Genomic DNA, 15758 nt, shown 5'->3' on the forward strand with positions numbered 1-15758 from the left:
CTCAGGATGTCAGGCCGCGTTCGAAGACGGTGAGGGCGCGGTCCACCAGGTCGCCGAAGTCCTCGCTGAAGCCGCCCTTCACCCAGTGCCGGGTGGCTTCCATCAGACCGCCGATCAGGGACATCGCGAACACCCGTACCTCAAGGCTCTCCGGGTCCCGGCCGGTGCGCTCGGCGATGGCCGCGGCGAGCAGGTCGCCGGTGGCCGACATGCTCTCCATCATCCGCGAGCGCACCGCCGGCACCTCGGTCATCAGCGTCGTGCGCAGCCTGGTCACCCGGGGATCCTCGTGCGCGCCGAAGCCGACGGCCTTGCGCAGCACGTACCGCAGGGACTCCAGCCAGGGTTCGTCCGCGGGCCGCTCCCGCAGTTCCGCCAGCAGCAGCGGGTCGTACTCGTCCGTGAGGACGATGTCCTCCTTGGTCGGGAAGTAGCGGAAGACGGTCGACGGTGAGACTTCGGCGCGCTCGGCGATCTGCTCGATCGTCGTGGCCTCGTATCCCTGTTCCTCGATCAGCGCGTAGGTGGCCTCGCGGATCGCCTCCCGGGTCTTGATCTTCTTCCGTTCCCGGAGTCCCAGCTGGGGGCGGTCGGCGGGGGCGGAGGTGCGTGCGGCCGTCATGCAGGTCATTGTCCGGCATCCGTGGCGGGCGTGGCCATGTCCGGGGCGGCGGGCGCGCTCCGGGCGGCGGGCAGGAAGGCGGCCACCAGCAGCGCGGACGCCAGCGAGACCAGCGCGCACACCAGCAGCACCTGGGCCATTCCGTGCGTGTACGCGACGTTCGCCGAGGCGATCACATCGGGTGCGTCCGCCCGTTCGGCGACGAGGTGGGCGGCCACCACCGACTCCCCGGCCGTGTCCGCGGCCCGCTCCGGGAGTCCCGCGACATCGAGCCGGTCCTGGAAGGCGCCGCTGAGCAGGGAGCCGAGCAGGGCGATCCCGATCGCGCCGCCGACCTGGCGCAAGGTCATGAGGAGTCCCGAGCCGCTGCCCGCGCGGTCGGCGGGGAGGGTGGAGAGCGCGCCGTCCATCGCGGGCACGACCGCGAAGCCGAAGCCCACACCGGCGAGGGAAAGCCACAGCGCGATGAAGCCGTAGCCGGACTCCGCCGTCGTACGGGCGCCCAGCAGCGCGGCGAACGCCAGCACCGCGAGGCCCGCGCACACCACCTGCCTGGCCCCGAAACGGGCGACGGCCGGCTGGGCGGCGCGTGCCGCGACGAGGAGACCGCCCATCAGCGGCAGCAGCCGAATCCCCGTACCGAGGGCGTCGTGCCCGAGGACCGCCTGGAGGTAGGGCGGCAGCACGAACAGCAGCCCGGAGAGCACGAACATCACCAGGGTCGCGGCAAGGGCGTTGACGAGGAACCCGCGCCGGGCCAGCAGCACCAGGTCCAGCATGGGCCGCGCGGCCCGCCGTTCGCGCAAGCCCAGCAGGACGAGCAGGACGAGGGCGGCGCCCAGCCCGCCGAGGGTCAGCGGGTCGGCCCAGCCGCGCTCGGGCGCCTCGATGATCGCGTAGATGAGAAGGCCGAGCCCGGCCGCGGTGAGCGCGGTGGAGACGGTGTCGACCTCGGGCGAGGAGGGGTCGCGGGTCTCCGGCAGGAGGAAGACACCGGCGGCGATGGCGAGGGCGGCCATCGGCACGTTGACCAGGAAGACCGAGCCCCACCAGAAGTGGTCGAGCAGCCAGCCGCCGATGACCGGGCCGAGCGGCATGCCGAGTGCGGAGGCGGCCGAGATGACGCCCACGGCCCTGGTGCGTTCTCCCGGCCCGAAGAGCGAGGGCAGTACGGACAGGGAGAGCGGCGTGATCAGCGCTCCGCCGACGCCCATCACCGCCCGCGCGGTGATCACCGCGGGCACGTCGTCGGCGAGTGCGCCCGCCACGGAACCGGCGAGGAAGACGGCGAGCCCGGCCACCAGCATCCTGCGGCGGCCGAAGCGGTCGCCGAGCAGCCCCGCGGGGAGCATCAGCGCGGCGAAGACGACGACGTACGCGTCCGCCATCCACTGCTGCTCACCGGTGCTCGCGCCGAGCTGTCCGGCCATCGTCGGCAGTGCGACGTTGAGGATCGTCATGTCGAAGCCGAGGGTCAGCATGCTCGCCACGAGCGCGGTGAGGGTCCACCAGCGGCGGGGGTCGGAGCCGGTCTCATTCGCATGAGTGACAGTAGCCATGAAATGACAGTAGCTCTCAAAAGCAGGACACTGTCAATGCTGGCCGTCCGTGCCGGCTGTCCGCACCGGCTGCCGGCCGTGGTGTCCGGGCATGAAAAAGGGCCACGGCTCGCAAGCCGTGGCCCGGAGGCCGGCCGGGGAGGGCCCGGGGGAGCGGGGTCTACGTGTGCCGGTACGCCACGAGGGAGATCGCGACGTAGTGGGCGGCGAACGCCGCCACGGTCAGGGCGTGGAAGACCTCGTGGAAGCCGAACCAGCGCGGTGACGGGTTGGGCCGCTTGATGCCGTAGACGATCCCGCCCAGGCTGTAGAGGATCCCGCCGGCGACCACCAGGGCGAGGACGGCGGCGCCGCCCGTGCGCAGGAAGTCGGGCAGGAAGAACACGGCCGCCCAGCCCATCGCGATGTAGCACGGCGTGTACAGCCAGCGCGGGGCGCCGACCCAGAAGACCCGGAAGGCGATGCCGGCCACGGCCGCCGCCCAGATGCCCCACAGCAGCCACTTCCCCTTCGCGTCGGGCAGCAGCAGCACGGTCAGCGGCGTGTAGGTGCCCGCGATGATCAGGAAGATGTTGGCGTGGTCCAGTCGGCGCAGCACGCCGTCCATCCGGGGGCTCCAGGTGCCCCGGTGGTAGAGCGCGCTCACCCCGAAGAGCAGGCAGGCCGTCAGTGCGTAGATGCCGCACGCCATGCGACCGCGCGGTGAGTTCGCGAGGGCCGTCAGCACCAGGCCCGAGATCAGTGCCGCGGGGAACATGCCGAGGTGCAGCCAGCCCCGCAGCTTCGGCTTGACGGAGTCCGGCAAGGACGGGTGCGGCAGGTGGCGCGCCACGGAACCGCGGTCGGCGACCGGCGTGTGCGTGTGGGCGTCGGAGGCGGACGCAGTCATGCGGGGCATCGTACCTACGGGGTCGTAAGTGACGGATCAGGGTCGGACGACAGCGGGGGCTGTCGCGAAGGGATGTACCCGGTCGGCGGGTGGGCCACGCCAAGAAAAGGTCACCGGAACTCCAGGTGGACGCAAAGAATCGCGGCGATAACCGCAGGACGTGGCGTGTCTCACGGCGCTCAGGTGTGCGGCCCTCTGGACAAATGCGCAGCCACCTCGGATGATCAAATGAGTGCGGTCGGCACCGGATGAGCGGCTGCGAAGCATCCGGGTCGCGGCCCCCACGGGGCAGACAGGACAAAAAACCCTCTCTTAGGAGCGATCGTGGCGCGCGACAACGCGGCTCCCACCACCGTCAGTCCGACCACCCATCAGGAACTGATCTCGTGGGTCGACGAGATCGCGGAACTGACCCAGCCGGACAACGTGGTCTGGTGCGACGGATCCGAGGCCGAGTACGAGCGGCTGTGCGAGGAGCTCGTCCGGAAGGGCACCTTCCGCAAGCTCGACCCGGTCAAGCGCCCGAACTCCTACTACGCCGCCTCGGACCCCACCGACGTCGCCCGCGTCGAGGACCGGACCTTCATCTGCTCCGAGAAGGAGGAGGACGCCGGCCCCACCAACCACTGGAAGGCCCCCGCCGAGATGCGGGAGATCTTCCAGGGCTCCGGCGGCGAAGGCGGCCTGTTCCGCGGCTCGATGCGCGGCCGCACCATGTACGTCGTGCCCTTCTGCATGGGCCCGCTCGGCTCGCCGCTGTCCGCGATCGGCGTCGAGATCACCGACTCCGCGTACGTGGCCGTCTCGATGCGCACCATGACCCGGATGGGACAGGCCGTCCTCGACGAGCTCGGCTCCGAGGGCTTCTTCGTGAAGGCCGTGCACACCCTCGGCGCCCCCCTGGAGCCCGGCCAGCAGGACGTCCCCTGGCCCTGCAACCAGACCAAGTACATCTCGCACTTCCCCGAGACCCGCGAGATCTGGTCCTACGGCTCCGGCTACGGCGGCAACGCCCTGCTCGGCAAGAAGTGCTACGCCCTGCGCATCGCCTCCGTCATGGCGCGCGACGAGGGCTGGCTCGCCGAGCACATGCTGATCCTCAAGCTCACCCCGCCGCAGGGCGAGCCGAAGTACGTCGCCGCCGCCTTCCCGTCCGCCTGCGGCAAGACCAACCTGGCCATGCTGGAGCCCACGATCTCCGGCTGGACGGTCGAGACCATCGGCGACGACATCGCCTGGATGCGCTTCGGCGAGGACGGCCGCCTGTACGCGATCAACCCCGAGGCGGGCTTCTTCGGCGTCGCGCCCGGCACCGGCGAGCACACCAACGCCAACGCCATGAAGACCCTGTGGGGCAACGCCGTCTTCACCAACGTCGCCCTCACCGACGACAACGACGTGTGGTGGGAGGGCATGACCGAGGAGCCGCCCGCCCACCTCACCGACTGGAAGGGCAACGACTGGACCCCGCAGTCCGGGACCCCGGCGGCCCACCCCAACGCCCGCTTCACCGTCCCCGCCTCGCAGTGCCCGATCATCGCGCCCGAGTGGGAGGACCCCAAGGGCGTGCCGATCTCCGCGATCCTCTTCGGCGGCCGCCGCGCCACCGCCGTACCGCTGGTGACGGAGTCCTTCGACTGGAACCACGGCGTCTTCCTCGGCGCCAACGTGGCCTCCGAGAAGACCGCCGCCGCCGAGGGCAAGGTCGGCGAGCTGCGCCGCGACCCGTTCGCGATGCTCCCGTTCTGCGGCTACAACATGGGCGACTACATGGCCCACTGGATCGACGTGGCCAAGGACAAGGACCAGGCCAAGCTGCCGAAGATCTACTACGTCAACTGGTTCCGCAAGGACGACGAGGGCCGCTTCGTCTGGCCCGGCTTCGGCGAGAACTCCCGCGTCCTGAAGTGGATCGTGGAGCGCCTGGACGGCAAGGCCGAGGGCGTCGAGACCCCGATCGGCATCCTGCCGGCCAAGGGCGCCCTGGACACCGACGGCCTCGAACTGGCCGACTCCGACCTGGAGTTCCTGCTGACGGTGGACAAGGACGTGTGGCGCGAGGAGGCCGCTCTGATCCCCGAGCACCTGAACACCTTCGGCGACCACACCCCCAAGGAGCTGTGGGACGAGTACCGCGCGCTCGTGGAGCGCCTGGGCTGAGGCCCGCCCCCAAGACTCCGCGGCCGGTTGAACCGACTGTGCCCTGACCAGCTACATCGTCACGGCCGGCCGCGGTGACATCGTCACGGCACCCAAGCCCCGCACAACGGCGTGCGGGGCTTCGGTGTCTGCGCGGCCGGACCTCGGCGGCGGTGAGGAGCGGCGTGACCGGCCACAGGTGCCGGGCAACCGCAGACGGCAGGGCGCCCTCACGGCGCACGACCGCTGACGGCGCACGAGCGCTCACGGCGGTGCGGTGCATCCGTGGCGCCCGGTCCGCGCGTCGCTGCGGGTGCACGCGGACCGGGGCCGTTCAGGGGGGAGGGGTCAGCGGGACGCGAGTTCCCGCGGGCCCAGCGCCTCCGCGTGCGCGTCCATCCGCTCCGCGGCGAGGATCGCGGCGGCGGTGTCCGCGCGGGAGGCCGCGACCACCAGCGCCCGGCCCGCGAGCGCGTGCGCCCGCTGGTGCAGCGCCGCGAGGTGCGGCTCGGACACCGCGCTCACCGCGGAGCGGACCGGCGCCTTGCCGCCCCGCAGCCGGGCCACCTGCTCCGCCAGTCGCGTGGCGGCGGTGTCCAGGTCGTCGGAGGGGGCCAGGGCGCGCAGCTCGTCGGTCACGGCGAGCAGTGCGGCGAGATGGCCCGCGAGCTGGATGTCCAGCTCCTCCTCGCGCGACCGGTGGGGGAAGTCCGGGGTGCCGGCCATCGTGTGGACCGACTTCGTGCGGATCGGTTCGTACATGGGATGGCCTCCTGTGCTGTGACAGAAGGCATCCTACATTGGATTCGTTCTAAAGTTGAGAGTGATCCCGGAAGCTGGGGTGCGGAGTGTTACGGCTGGCTGTAGCCGTCCAGGAAGTTCCCGATCCGCCCGATCGCGTCGCGCAGATCGCCCGCCGTCGGCAGCGTCACGACCCGGAAGTGGTCCGGCTCGGGCCAGTTGAAGCCGGTGCCCTGGACGACCATGATCTTCTCCTGCCGCAGCAGGTCCAGGACCATCCGCCGGTCGTCCTTGATCTTGAAGACCTTCGGGTCGAGGCGCGGGAAGAGATACAGCGCGCCCTTCGGGCGGACACAGCTCACGCCCGGGATCCGGGTCAGCATCTCGTACGCGACGTCCAGCTGCTCCTTCAGCCGCCCGCCCGGCAGCACCAGGTCGTTGATCGTCTGGCGTCCGCTGAGCGCGGCGACCACCCCGTGCTGGCCGGGCATGTTCGCGCACAGCCGCATGTTTGCCAGGATCGTCAGGCCCTCGATGTAGGAGTCGGCGTGCGCGCGCGGGCCGGAGATCGACATCCAGCCGACCCGGTAGCCGGCCACCCGGTACGCCTTCGACATGCCGTTGAAGGTCAGGGTGAGCAGATCGGGGGCGACGGCGGCGGTGGGGGTGTGCGTGGCGCCGTCGTAGAGGATCTTGTCGTAGATCTCGTCGGAGCAGACCAGCAGGTTGTGGCGGCGGGCGATGTCGGTGAGGCCCCTGAGGACGGCCTCGTCGTAGACCGCGCCGGTCGGGTTGTTCGGGTTGATGATGACGATCGCCTTGGTGCGGTCGGTCACCTTGCGCTCGACGTCGGCCAGGTCCGGCATCCAGTCGGACTGCTCGTCGCAGCGGTAGTGCACGGCCGTACCGCCCGACAGCGAGACCGCGGCGGTCCACAGCGGGTAGTCCGGGGCGGGCACCAGCACCTCGTCGCCGTCGTCCAGCAGGCCCTGCATCGCCATGACGATCAGCTCGGAGACGCCGTTGCCGATGAAGACGTGCTCGACGTCGGTCTCGATGCCGATGGTCTGGTTGTGCATGACCACCGCCCGGCGCGCGGCCAGCAGGCCCTTCGCGTCCCCGTAGCCGTGGGCTGTCGAGACGTTGCGGAGGATGTCCTCCAGGATCTCGGGCGGGCACTCGAAGCCGAACGCCGCCGGGTTGCCGGTGTTCAGCTTGAGGATGCGGTGACCGGCAGCTTCCAGCCGCATCGCCTCCTCGAGCACCGGACCCCGGATCTCGTAACAGACGTTGGCGAGCTTGGTCGACTGGATCACCTGCATGTCTGGGAGCTTACGGCCGGGTATCGCTGCGCGGGTCGTGTTTTCCGCCACGTGAGACGAGTGATTTGGGCCGGTATGACTTCGCACTGTCCCTGGAGTCACTCCAGTCCCTAGAATGCGCGGCCATGTCCGAGCCCCCCAGAACGGGTGAACACCAGGGTCCACCGATGGTGTACCAGCCGCAGCCGGAGCACATTCCGGCCTACGAGGAGTACGCCGACCCGGCGGCGGCACACGGCTGGCAGAACACCTACGACGAGACCCGCGAGCTGCCCCCGCTCACCCCGCCCGGGCCCCGCCGCTCGCGGCGCAAGCCCAGCCCGTGGTGGCAGCGGCGGGCGGCCGGGGCCGTGGCCGCCGCGGGCGCGGTGTCCGCGGCCGCGCTGATCGCCGGGTTCTCCCTGGCCGGGTCCCCGTCCTCGGACGGCGGGGCGCGCGGCGAGAAGGACCGCACCAGTCCGGCGGCCGGCGAAGCGGGCACGGGGACGCCGTCCGGCGCGGACCGGGACACCCGTAAGGCCGGCCCGCTCCCGGAGGCCGGCACCGGCACCGCGCCGGCGCCGGGCTCCACCCCGCCGCCGAGCACACCGGCGAGCGGCGGCCCCGGCTCCGCCACGCCCTCCGGGCCCCCCACCCCCGCCCCGTCGTCCACCACCGCACCTCCGGCCGCCCCGGCGCCCTCCGCCACCGCCACCGCCACCGCCACCACGACCCCCGTCCCGGACGACGTCCCCGGCAACGCCAACGGCAACCCGGGCCACGGTCCGGGCGGCACCAAGCGCCCCAAGTGAGCCGGGCGACCGGCCGGTGGCGGCCCGGTGGTCACCGGGCGGCGGCCGCCGGACGAGCGTTGATCCCGCCGAGAGGCGCGCGCTAAGGTGCCAGCGCCGGCGCACCGCGCTCACGCACGCCCGCGCACGGCACCTGTGCACACCGCGGACACGTCAGGCCCGGGGCTCGGGGTCTCGGCGCTCGACGAGGGTGGAGTGGACCGATGAGGCGATGAGGACCGGACCGAGGGCGATGCGGCGGCTCAGCGCCCGCCTGGTGGGCGGCTTACGGCCGCTCCTCGCCGACGAGGACGTCATCCCGGCGACGGCCCGGGCCCTCAGCGACGTACGGGGGCGCCCGGTGCACCTGCGCCAGGCCGTGTTCCCGCCGTTCACGGCCAGCGGGGTCTGGGTGGACCGCACCGATCACGACCTGATCGTCTACGAGGAGAACACCGACCCCGAGCACCAGCTGGTGATCATCGGTCACGAGGCGTGGCACATGTTCCAGGGCCACGGCCACACCGGCAGCGGCACCGGGGACGGTGCCGGGAACGGCGACGGTGACCACGGGCCCGCCGCCCCCCGAGCCCCCCGCGCCTCCCGTGCCGCCCGCCCGTCTCGCGCAGCCCCCGCCTCCCTCACCTCCCGCGCCGCCCGCCCTGCCGCCCACCCCGCCGACCGCGGCCCGGCCGCGACGCTCGCGGAGTTCGTCGCCGCCCTCGCCGAGGCCACCCGCACCGACCTGCCGCCCGGCGCGCGCATGGACGCCTCCCTCCACTTCGCGGCACGCACCGAGGGACACCGCGTGCGGGAGGAACTCGACGCCGAGCACTTCGGCTTCCGGTTCGCCACCGACGTCCGGGCCGTCCTCCACGAGGACCGCTCGCCCGGCGACCCGCACGACCTCACCGGCCGGATCCGGGCCTCCATGGCCCACCGCTTCCAGCGCTGAGGACGGCCCGCCCAGTGACCTCCGGAACGAGCGACGCCGGTTTCTACGTGTGCGGGGCCATGCTGCTGCTGGTGGGCGCCGTGAAGCTCCCCGCGCTCGTGCGAAGACGCCACGACACCCTGCTGCGCGCGGCCTGTCTGCTGCTCTTCTCCGCCGGCTGCCTGATGCTCTTCGCCGCTCCCGCGTCCATCGCCCGGCTCAACCGGCTCACGGACGTCCCCAACCTGGCCGCCCCCGTCGTCTACGCGACGACGACCGTGTTCTCCGGCGCGAGCCTGCTGCTCATCGTCAACTGGCGCCCGGCGTCACCGGAGCGGACCCGGCGCGTCTCCCGCCTGTGCGTGATCGCGTACGGCCTCACGGCCCTCGCCGTCGTCGCCCTGTTCGCGGCGGGCAGCGCGCCCGTCGAGCAGCCCGTCCTGTTCGACGCCCACTACGCCACCACGCCGTTCCTCCGCGAGATGATCGTCCTCTACCTCGTCGCGCAGGGCGTGGCCATGACGGCCGCGAGCGTCCTGTGCCGGCGCTGGTCCGCGCAGGTCCACGGCTCGCTCCGGGCGGGCCTGCGCATCCTCGGCCCGGCCTACGCGATCATCGTCTGCTACGACGTGCTGCGGCTGGTGGCGGTCGCCGCCCGCTGGACGGGCCACGACCTGGACTTCCTGGTGGGAGAGGTCACCCCGCTCCTCGCCCCGCCCGCCTGCGTCCTCGGCGCCCTCGGCTTCGCCGTGCCGCTCGCCGGACCCCGTCTCGCCGAACAAGTCGGGGCAGTACGGGAGTTGTGGCAGCTCGCCCCGCTGTGGCGGGCGCTGCGGGACGTACGCACCCCGGGCGCCGTACGCGCCCCGCTGCCGTGGTGGCGGACTCCGCCGCCGCTGCTGCTGACGGGCCGCAGGACGGCGCTGTACGACGCCATCCTCGCCCTGGCCCCGTACTGCGACCCGGCCCTGCGCGAACGCGCCTACCGCAGGGCACTGGCCGACGGCGCCGACCCCTCGCACGCGGCGGCCACCGCGGACGCGATCGCCCTCCTCGACGCCCACGCCCGACAGCACAGGACAGCGGAGCCCCCACCGGGCGCCCCGGACCCCTCGGGTGCCTCGGTCACTCCGCCGGCCTCCGGCACCACGGACCCCTCGGCCGTCGCCGACACCCCGCCCACGCCGGACACCCCAGGCACGCCGAGCGCCCCGCGTACCCCGGGCGCCGCCCGCACCCCGGCCACCCCCGCCACCCCGGACGCTCCGCCCGCGCGCGTCCGGCGCGCGCGGGATCTCGTTGCGCTGGCGCAGGCGTTGGCCTCGCCCGTGGTGCGGGAGTACCGGGGGCGCCGGGAGTCCTACCGCCTCGCCGACCCGTCCGACGTATCGCAGAAAGCAGCCCGCCATGAGTGATGTCCCGCAGCCCGGCCAGGGCCCCCGTCCCGGTTCCGCCCATGCCGTCGTCGTCGGCGGCAGCATCGCGGGGATGCTGGCCGCGGCCGCGGTGCGGGAGTACGTCGGAACCGTGGAGATCGTGGAGGCGCACGAGCTGCCCGACGGTCCGGGACCCCGTACCGGGGTGCCGCAGGCCGCGCACATCCACTTCCTGCAGACCGGGGGAGTGGCGGCGATCGAGACGCTGCTGCCGGGCAGTGTCGGGCGGCTGCTGGCCGCGGGGGCCCACCGCATCCCCGTGACCGGCGGCATGGTGATCTGCTCGCCGGAGGGCTGGTACCGCCGCTGGCGGCGCAGCACCCACCATCTGATCACCGCGAGCCGGGACCTGACCGACTCCGTGGTGCGGGCGCGGGTCCTGGCGGACCCCCGGGTGCGCGTGCGGACGCGGACGAGGGCCGTCGGCCTGCTCGGCAGCCGCCACCGCGTCACCGGCATACGCGTGCGCGGCGCCGACGGCACGGAGGCGGAGCTGCGGGCCGACCTGGTGATCGACGCCTCCGGCCGCGGCTCGCGCACGCCCCGGTGGCTCGCCGGGCTGGGCGTCACCGGGCTCGCCGAGGACCGCGTCGACTCCGGACTCGTCTACGCCAGCCGCGTCTACCGCGCCCCGGTGCCCACCCGCGGCTGGCCGGTGATCGGCATCCAGGCCGACCCGCGGCTGCCCCGGCCGGGCAACGCCGGCGGCCTCCTGCCGATCGAGGGCGACCGCTGGCACGTCAGCCTGATGGGCGCCCCCGGCGGGGAGCCCACCGCGGACCCGGACGCCTTCGAGCCCTTCGCACGCACCCTGCGCCACCCGCTCATCGCCGACCTCATCGCCCACGCCACACCGCTCACCGACGTCAGCGTCACGCGCAGCACCGCCAACCGGCGGTACGCCTACGAACGGCTCCCCTGCTGGCCGGAGGGCCTGGTGGTGCTGGGCGACGCCGTCGCGGCCGTCAACCCCCTGTACGGGCAGGGTGTCTCGGCCGCCGCCCAGAGCGCCGTAGCCCTGCGCGACCTGGTCGCGGGAGGTCTCGTCCCCGGTCTGGCCCGGCGCGTCCAGCGGGCCGTCGCCCGCAGCGTCGACACCGCGTGGACGCTGTCCGTGGGGCAGGACATCCACTTCCCCACGACCACGGGCCGCCGCCCGAGCCCCGCCGACCGCCTGCTGCACCGCTATGTCAGCCGGCTGTCCCGCACCGCGACCGGCTCGTTCCACGCGGCGACGGCCCTGACCGACGTCCTGGCGCTGCGGGCCACGCCGTTGTCCCTGGTCCGGCCGAGCGTGCTGCTGTCGGCGCTGGCGGGGCCGCTGCGCCCGCAGCTGGACGGCCCGCAGTTCACCGCGGCCGAACGCGCGCTGCTGGCGGCCCTGGAGCGGCCCGCCGCGGCGGCCGGGCAGCCGGTGACCGGGGGCGCGGGGTGACGCGCCCGCGCCCGACGCGTGGCGGATAAGCCTCCTTGCCGCGCCCTCCCCTCGCCACGACGATGTCCATGACAAGACAGTGGGCGGCCGGACGACCTCCGGCCGCCCCCGTCGCACAGAGGGGACCCCCCATGAAGAAGCCTCTCCTCGCCACGCTCACGGCCCTGGTGATCACCGGGGCGGGCGCGGCACCCGCCGTCGCGGCCACGCCGGACACCGGGACGGCGCCCGCGGCCGAGGCGAGAACTTCGCCGGGACCGTGGCGCTGAGCAACTGCTCCGGCGCGGTCATCCGCATGCCCGACTCCGCGGCCGACGACCCGGCGCTGGCGCTCACCAACGGCCACTGCCTGGAGTCCGGCTTCCCCGACCCCGGCGAGGTCGTCGTCGACCGCGCCTCCACCCGCTCCTTCGGCCTGCTGAACGCCGCCGGCACCCGGGTGGCGACCCTGCGCGCGAACAAGATCGCCTACGCGACCATGACCGGCACCGACGCCGCCGTCTACCAGCTCACCCGCACCTACGCCCAGATCAAGAGCTCCTACGGCATCGACGCGCTCACCCTGAACGACACCCGTCCGGCCGCCGGCACCGCCATCAGCGTCGTCTCCGGCTACTGGAAGCGCACCTACAACTGCTCCATAGACGGCTTCGTCCACCAGCTGCGCGAGGGCGACTGGACCTGGAAGGACTCCGTCCGCTACACCTCCACGTGCAACACCATCGGCGGCACCTCCGGCTCCCCGGTCGTCGACCACTCCACCGGCCGGGTCGTCGCCGTCAACAACACCGGCAACGAGAGCGGCGGGCGCTGCACCCTCAACAACCCCTGCGAGGTGGACGCGAACGGCAACGTCACCGTCCGCCAGGGCATCAACTACGCCCAGCAGACCTACCCGTTCGCCGCCTGCTTCGGCCTCGACAGCAAGCTCGACCTGTACGCGAGCGGCTGCACCCTGCCCAAGCCGTGAGCCCTGAGCCGTAAGCCCTGAGCCGTCAGGCCCTCACACGGGCGTCCTGCGCACCGAGCGGCCCGCCAGGACGTCCGTGCGCCGCCCGTCCTCGATCACGAACCGGCCGTCCACCAGAACGTGGGGGATGCCCGTCGGCAGCGCGCGCGGACGCTCGTACGTCGACCCGGCCGCCACCGTGGCCGGGTCGAACAGCACCAGGTCCGCCCGGTACCCCTCGCGCACCACGCCCCGGTCCGGCAGCCGCAGCCGGGCCGCCGGGCGGGAGGTGAGGTGGGCGACGCACTCCTCCAGGGACAGCACGCCCAGCTCGCGGACGTAGTGGCCGAGGTAGTGCGGGAAGGTGCCGTAGGCGCGCGGATGCGGCTTCGCGCCCTGGAGGATGCCGTCGGAGCCGCCGGTGTGGACGCGGTGGCGCATGATCGCCCGGACGTTCTCCTCGTGGCCGACGTGCTGGAGGATCGAGGTGGCCAGGCGGTCCTCCAGCAGCAGCCGGCGGGCCGCCGCCCAGCCGTCCAGACGGCGGCCGACCCAGCCGGCGAGCGCCGGGTCGCCGACCCCGGAGATCTCGATCGTGTGCCACTCCACCGGCACCCCGTGGCAGCCGTCCGACCCGGTGACCTCCAGGTGGTGGCGGATCCGCTCGGCCGTCGCGTCGTCCGCGAGCCGGGCGAGCACCGCGTCCGGGCCGCCCTCGCCCGCCCAGCTCGGCAGCAGCGCCGCGAGCGTGGTGCTGCCGGGCGTGTAGGGATAGGTGTCGAGGCTGATGTCCGCGCCCGCCGCCAGCGCCTCGTCCAGCAGCGCCAGCAGCTCGGGCGCGCGGCCCTCGTTGACGCCGAAGTTCATGGTGGCGTGCGCCAGATGCAGCGCGCAGCCCGCCTCCCGGGCGAGCGCCACCATCTCCGCGTAGGCCTCCAGCGCACCCGCCCCGTAGGAGCGGTGGTGCGGGCAGTAGTAGCCGCCGTACGACGCCACCACCCGGCACAGCTCGGTCAGTTCGGCGTCCTTCGCGTACATGCCCGGCGTGTACGTCAGCCCGGACGACATGCCGACCGCGCCCTGCTCCAGGCCCTCGGCGACCAGCCGGCGCATCCGGTCCAGCTCGGCCGGGGTCGCCTCGCGGTCCTCCCAGCCGACGGCGAGCGCGCGGACCGTGCCCTGGGGGACCAGGTAGGCCGCGTTGACGGCGATGCCCCCGTCCAGCCGGTCCAGGTACTCGCCGACCGACCGCCAGTCGAAGTCGATGTCGTCGCCCGAGCCGTTCCAGCCGGTGATCGCGCGGCGCACCTCGGCGAGCGTACGGTCGTCGACCGGCGCGTACGACAGCCCGTCCTGGCCGATCACCTCCAGCGTGACGCCCTGCGCGGCCTTCGCGCTGTGGTCGGGGTCGCGCAGCAGCGCCAGGTCGCTGTGGGCGTGCATGTCGATGAAGCCGGGGGTGAGGACCAGGCCCTCGGCGTCCAGTTCCCGCATGGCCGACGGGCGCTGGCAGCCGGCCGCCGCGGCCTCCTTGACGATCGACACGATCCGGCCGCCGTCCACCACCACGTCGGCGCGGTAGGACGGCGCGCCGGTGCCGTCGACGACCTCCGCGTCCCGGATGACGAGATCTTCCACTGCCGGGCCCCCTAGAAGAACGTGCGGACGTAGTCGACGACCGTGCCGTCGGCCTCGGCCACCGGGATCAGCTGCCACTTGTCGAACGACGTGCACGGGTGGGACAGCCCGAGACCGACCCAGTCGCCGACCTCCAGGTCCGCCTCCGGCGAGGTGCGCAGCCAGGCGTGCTGGTCGGACAGGCCCGTCACCTCGATCCCGGTGGCCGGGCGCTCGGTGCCGCCGCGGCGCACCACGTGGGCGACCGGCAGGTCCAGGTCGTGGGCCGCGTCCCGCTTGCCCGCGTTGACGAAGGCCTGCTCGGCCGTGGGCCGCGATACCACCTGCGCCCACAGCCGGAACGCGGGCTCCAGCGCGCCCTCCTCGGGGACCCGGGTGAACGGGGTCAGCCGGCGGTAGTGGCCGTCGTCGTGCGAGACGTACGCCCCGGAGCGCAGCAGCTTCAGCACCGGCGCGGACAGTGCGGGGAGCGCGGCGAAGGCGTCGGCCACCGCGTCGAACCAGGCGCTGCCGCCCGCGCTCACCACGATCTCGTCCAGCCCCGCGAACCGGCCCGCCTCGTCGAACTCCACGGCCAGCGCGACCAGCCGGTCCAGCCACACCCGCACCCGCTCCGGCGTCGCCCGCGGCACCTCGCCCTCGTACCCGGCGACCCCGGCCAGCCGCAGCGTCCGGGCCGCGGCCACCGCGTCCGCGACCCGCGCGCACTCCGCCTCCGTGCGCACACCGGTCCGGGCGCCCTCGCCCGCGGCCAGCTCCACGACCACGTCCACCGGGCGGGGCGCGCCGGCGTCCGCCAGCGCCGCGTCCATCAGCTCCACGCCGCGCACCGAGTCGACGTAGCAGACGAAGCGGAACGCCGGGTCGGCCAGCTCGGCGGCGAGCCAGCGCAGGGCCGCGGCGTCCACCAGCTCGTTCGCCAGGAACACCCGCTGCACGCCGAACGCCCGCGCCACCCGCACCTGGTGCGGCACCGCGAGCGTGATGCCCCAGGCGCCGTGCTCGATCTGGCGGGCGAACAGCTGCGGGGCCATGGAGGTCTTGCCGTGCGGGGCGAAGGCCAGGCCGTGCCGCTGGGTGTACTCGGCCATCAGCCGCAGGTTGTGCTCCAGGTGCTCGGCGGACAGGGCGAGGACGGGGGTGGTGAAGCCGCCGGTGAACAGGTTGCGGCGCTGGGCGGCCAGCTCGCCGACGGTGAGCCCGTCGGCGTCCGGCGGGAGGCCCCGGAAGCGGTGGTCGACGCGTTCGCCCGAGAGCCGGGCGAGGGCTTCGCTGCTCATGAAGAGCCTCCGATCAGGTGCGTTGCATATTCTGCAACGTCCAT

Annotated in this window: 12 protein-coding genes and 1 pseudogene; 6 read left to right on the top strand and 7 right to left on the bottom strand. The window is 73.3% G+C overall.

All coding sequences use genetic code 11. The features are described from left to right. Window position 1 precedes the first annotated feature (1 nt). The 3 genes from AB0K92_RS02370 to AB0K92_RS02380 form a co-directional block, all read right to left on the bottom strand. Window positions 2–631, bottom strand: a complete 630-nt coding sequence (locus tag AB0K92_RS02370) for a TetR family transcriptional regulator (RefSeq protein ID WP_365918565.1) — start codon at window positions 629–631, stop codon at window positions 2–4. Next, window positions 628–2181: an MFS transporter gene (locus AB0K92_RS02375; protein ID WP_365918567.1), complete on the bottom strand. Its 1554-nt coding sequence runs from the start codon at window positions 2179–2181 to the stop codon at window positions 628–630. The genes AB0K92_RS02370 and AB0K92_RS02375 overlap by 4 nt, the downstream gene beginning before the upstream one ends. Window positions 2182–2341: 160 nt before the next feature. Beyond that, window positions 2342–3070, bottom strand: coding sequence for a hemolysin III family protein (locus AB0K92_RS02380; RefSeq protein ID WP_365918569.1), 729 nt, complete (start codon window positions 3068–3070; stop codon window positions 2342–2344). A 324-nt stretch (window positions 3071–3394) separates the two neighbouring features. On the opposite strand from AB0K92_RS02380, the gene AB0K92_RS02385 reads away from it, so the two are divergent. Then, on the top strand, window positions 3395–5230 hold the full coding sequence (locus AB0K92_RS02385; protein WP_365918571.1) for a phosphoenolpyruvate carboxykinase (GTP): 1836 nt from the start codon (window positions 3395–3397) through the stop codon (window positions 5228–5230). Between the two features lie 327 nt (window positions 5231–5557). Here AB0K92_RS02385 and AB0K92_RS02390 read toward each other — a convergent pair whose 3' ends face one another. Together AB0K92_RS02390 and AB0K92_RS02395 are read right to left on the bottom strand one after the other, a co-directional pair. Beyond that, a complete protein-coding gene (locus AB0K92_RS02390; protein WP_365918573.1) occupies window positions 5558–5971 on the bottom strand; it encodes a hypothetical protein in 414 nt (137 codons plus the stop codon). Window positions 5972–6060: 89 nt separating this feature from the next. After that, on the bottom strand, window positions 6061–7272 hold the full coding sequence (locus AB0K92_RS02395; protein WP_166002000.1) for a pyridoxal phosphate-dependent aminotransferase: 1212 nt from the start codon (window positions 7270–7272) through the stop codon (window positions 6061–6063). Between the two features lie 167 nt (window positions 7273–7439). Here AB0K92_RS02395 and AB0K92_RS02400 point away from each other — a divergent pair, with 167 nt between their 5' ends. The 5 genes and pseudogenes from AB0K92_RS02400 to AB0K92_RS02420 all read left to right on the top strand — a co-directional run bounded on the left by AB0K92_RS02400 (window position 7440) and on the right by AB0K92_RS02420 (window position 12817). Further along, entirely contained in the window at window positions 7440–8063 is a 624-nt protein-coding gene (locus AB0K92_RS02400) for a hypothetical protein (RefSeq protein ID WP_365918575.1), read from the top strand. A gap of 211 nt (window positions 8064–8274) precedes the next feature. Beyond that, window positions 8275–8997, top strand: a complete 723-nt coding sequence (locus tag AB0K92_RS02405) for a hypothetical protein (RefSeq protein WP_365918577.1) — start codon at window positions 8275–8277, stop codon at window positions 8995–8997. A 14-nt stretch (window positions 8998–9011) separates the two neighbouring features. Then, window positions 9012–10391: a DUF6545 domain-containing protein gene (locus AB0K92_RS02410; protein ID WP_365918579.1), complete on the top strand. Its 1380-nt coding sequence runs from the start codon at window positions 9012–9014 to the stop codon at window positions 10389–10391. A gap of 73 nt (window positions 10392–10464) precedes the next feature. Beyond that, window positions 10465–11847: an FAD-dependent monooxygenase gene (locus AB0K92_RS02415; protein WP_365918773.1), complete on the top strand. Its 1383-nt coding sequence runs from the start codon at window positions 10465–10467 to the stop codon at window positions 11845–11847. Between the two features lie 131 nt (window positions 11848–11978). Beyond that, window positions 11979–12817, top strand: a pseudogene (locus AB0K92_RS02420) (serine protease). A 33-nt stretch (window positions 12818–12850) separates the two neighbouring features. Here the strand turns inward: AB0K92_RS02420 and AB0K92_RS02425 are convergent. Both AB0K92_RS02425 and AB0K92_RS02430 read right to left on the bottom strand, forming a co-directional pair. Beyond that, window positions 12851–14434, bottom strand: a complete 1584-nt coding sequence (locus AB0K92_RS02425) for a D-aminoacylase (protein WP_365918581.1) — start codon at window positions 14432–14434, stop codon at window positions 12851–12853. An 11-nt stretch (window positions 14435–14445) separates the two neighbouring features. Next, window positions 14446–15714: an amino acid deaminase gene (locus AB0K92_RS02430; RefSeq protein WP_365918583.1), complete on the bottom strand. Its 1269-nt coding sequence runs from the start codon at window positions 15712–15714 to the stop codon at window positions 14446–14448. Window positions 15715–15758 lie beyond the last annotated feature (44 nt).

Source organism: Streptomyces sp. NPDC052687 (genome assembly GCF_040678395.1).
Lineage (GTDB): Bacteria > Actinomycetota > Actinomycetes > Streptomycetales > Streptomycetaceae > Streptomyces.

Coding starts and splice junctions, on each gene's coding strand:
- AB0K92_RS02370 (WP_365918565.1), bottom strand. CDS start 631: ATGACCTGCATGACGGCCGCACGCACCTCCGCCCCCGCCGACCGCCCC.
- AB0K92_RS02375 (WP_365918567.1), bottom strand. CDS start 2,181: ATGGCTACTGTCACTCATGCGAATGAGACCGGCTCCGACCCCCGCCGC.
- AB0K92_RS02380 (WP_365918569.1), bottom strand. CDS start 3,070: ATGACTGCGTCCGCCTCCGACGCCCACACGCACACGCCGGTCGCCGAC.
- AB0K92_RS02390 (WP_365918573.1), bottom strand. CDS start 5,971: ATGTACGAACCGATCCGCACGAAGTCGGTCCACACGATGGCCGGCACC.
- AB0K92_RS02395 (WP_166002000.1), bottom strand. CDS start 7,272: ATGCAGGTGATCCAGTCGACCAAGCTCGCCAACGTCTGTTACGAGATC.
- AB0K92_RS02400 (WP_365918575.1), top strand. CDS start 7,440: ATGGTGTACCAGCCGCAGCCGGAGCACATTCCGGCCTACGAGGAGTAC.
- AB0K92_RS02405 (WP_365918577.1), top strand. CDS start 8,275: ATGAGGACCGGACCGAGGGCGATGCGGCGGCTCAGCGCCCGCCTGGTG.
- AB0K92_RS02415 (WP_365918773.1), top strand. CDS start 10,465: ATGCTGGCCGCGGCCGCGGTGCGGGAGTACGTCGGAACCGTGGAGATC.
- AB0K92_RS02430 (WP_365918583.1), bottom strand. CDS start 15,714: ATGAGCAGCGAAGCCCTCGCCCGGCTCTCGGGCGAACGCGTCGACCAC.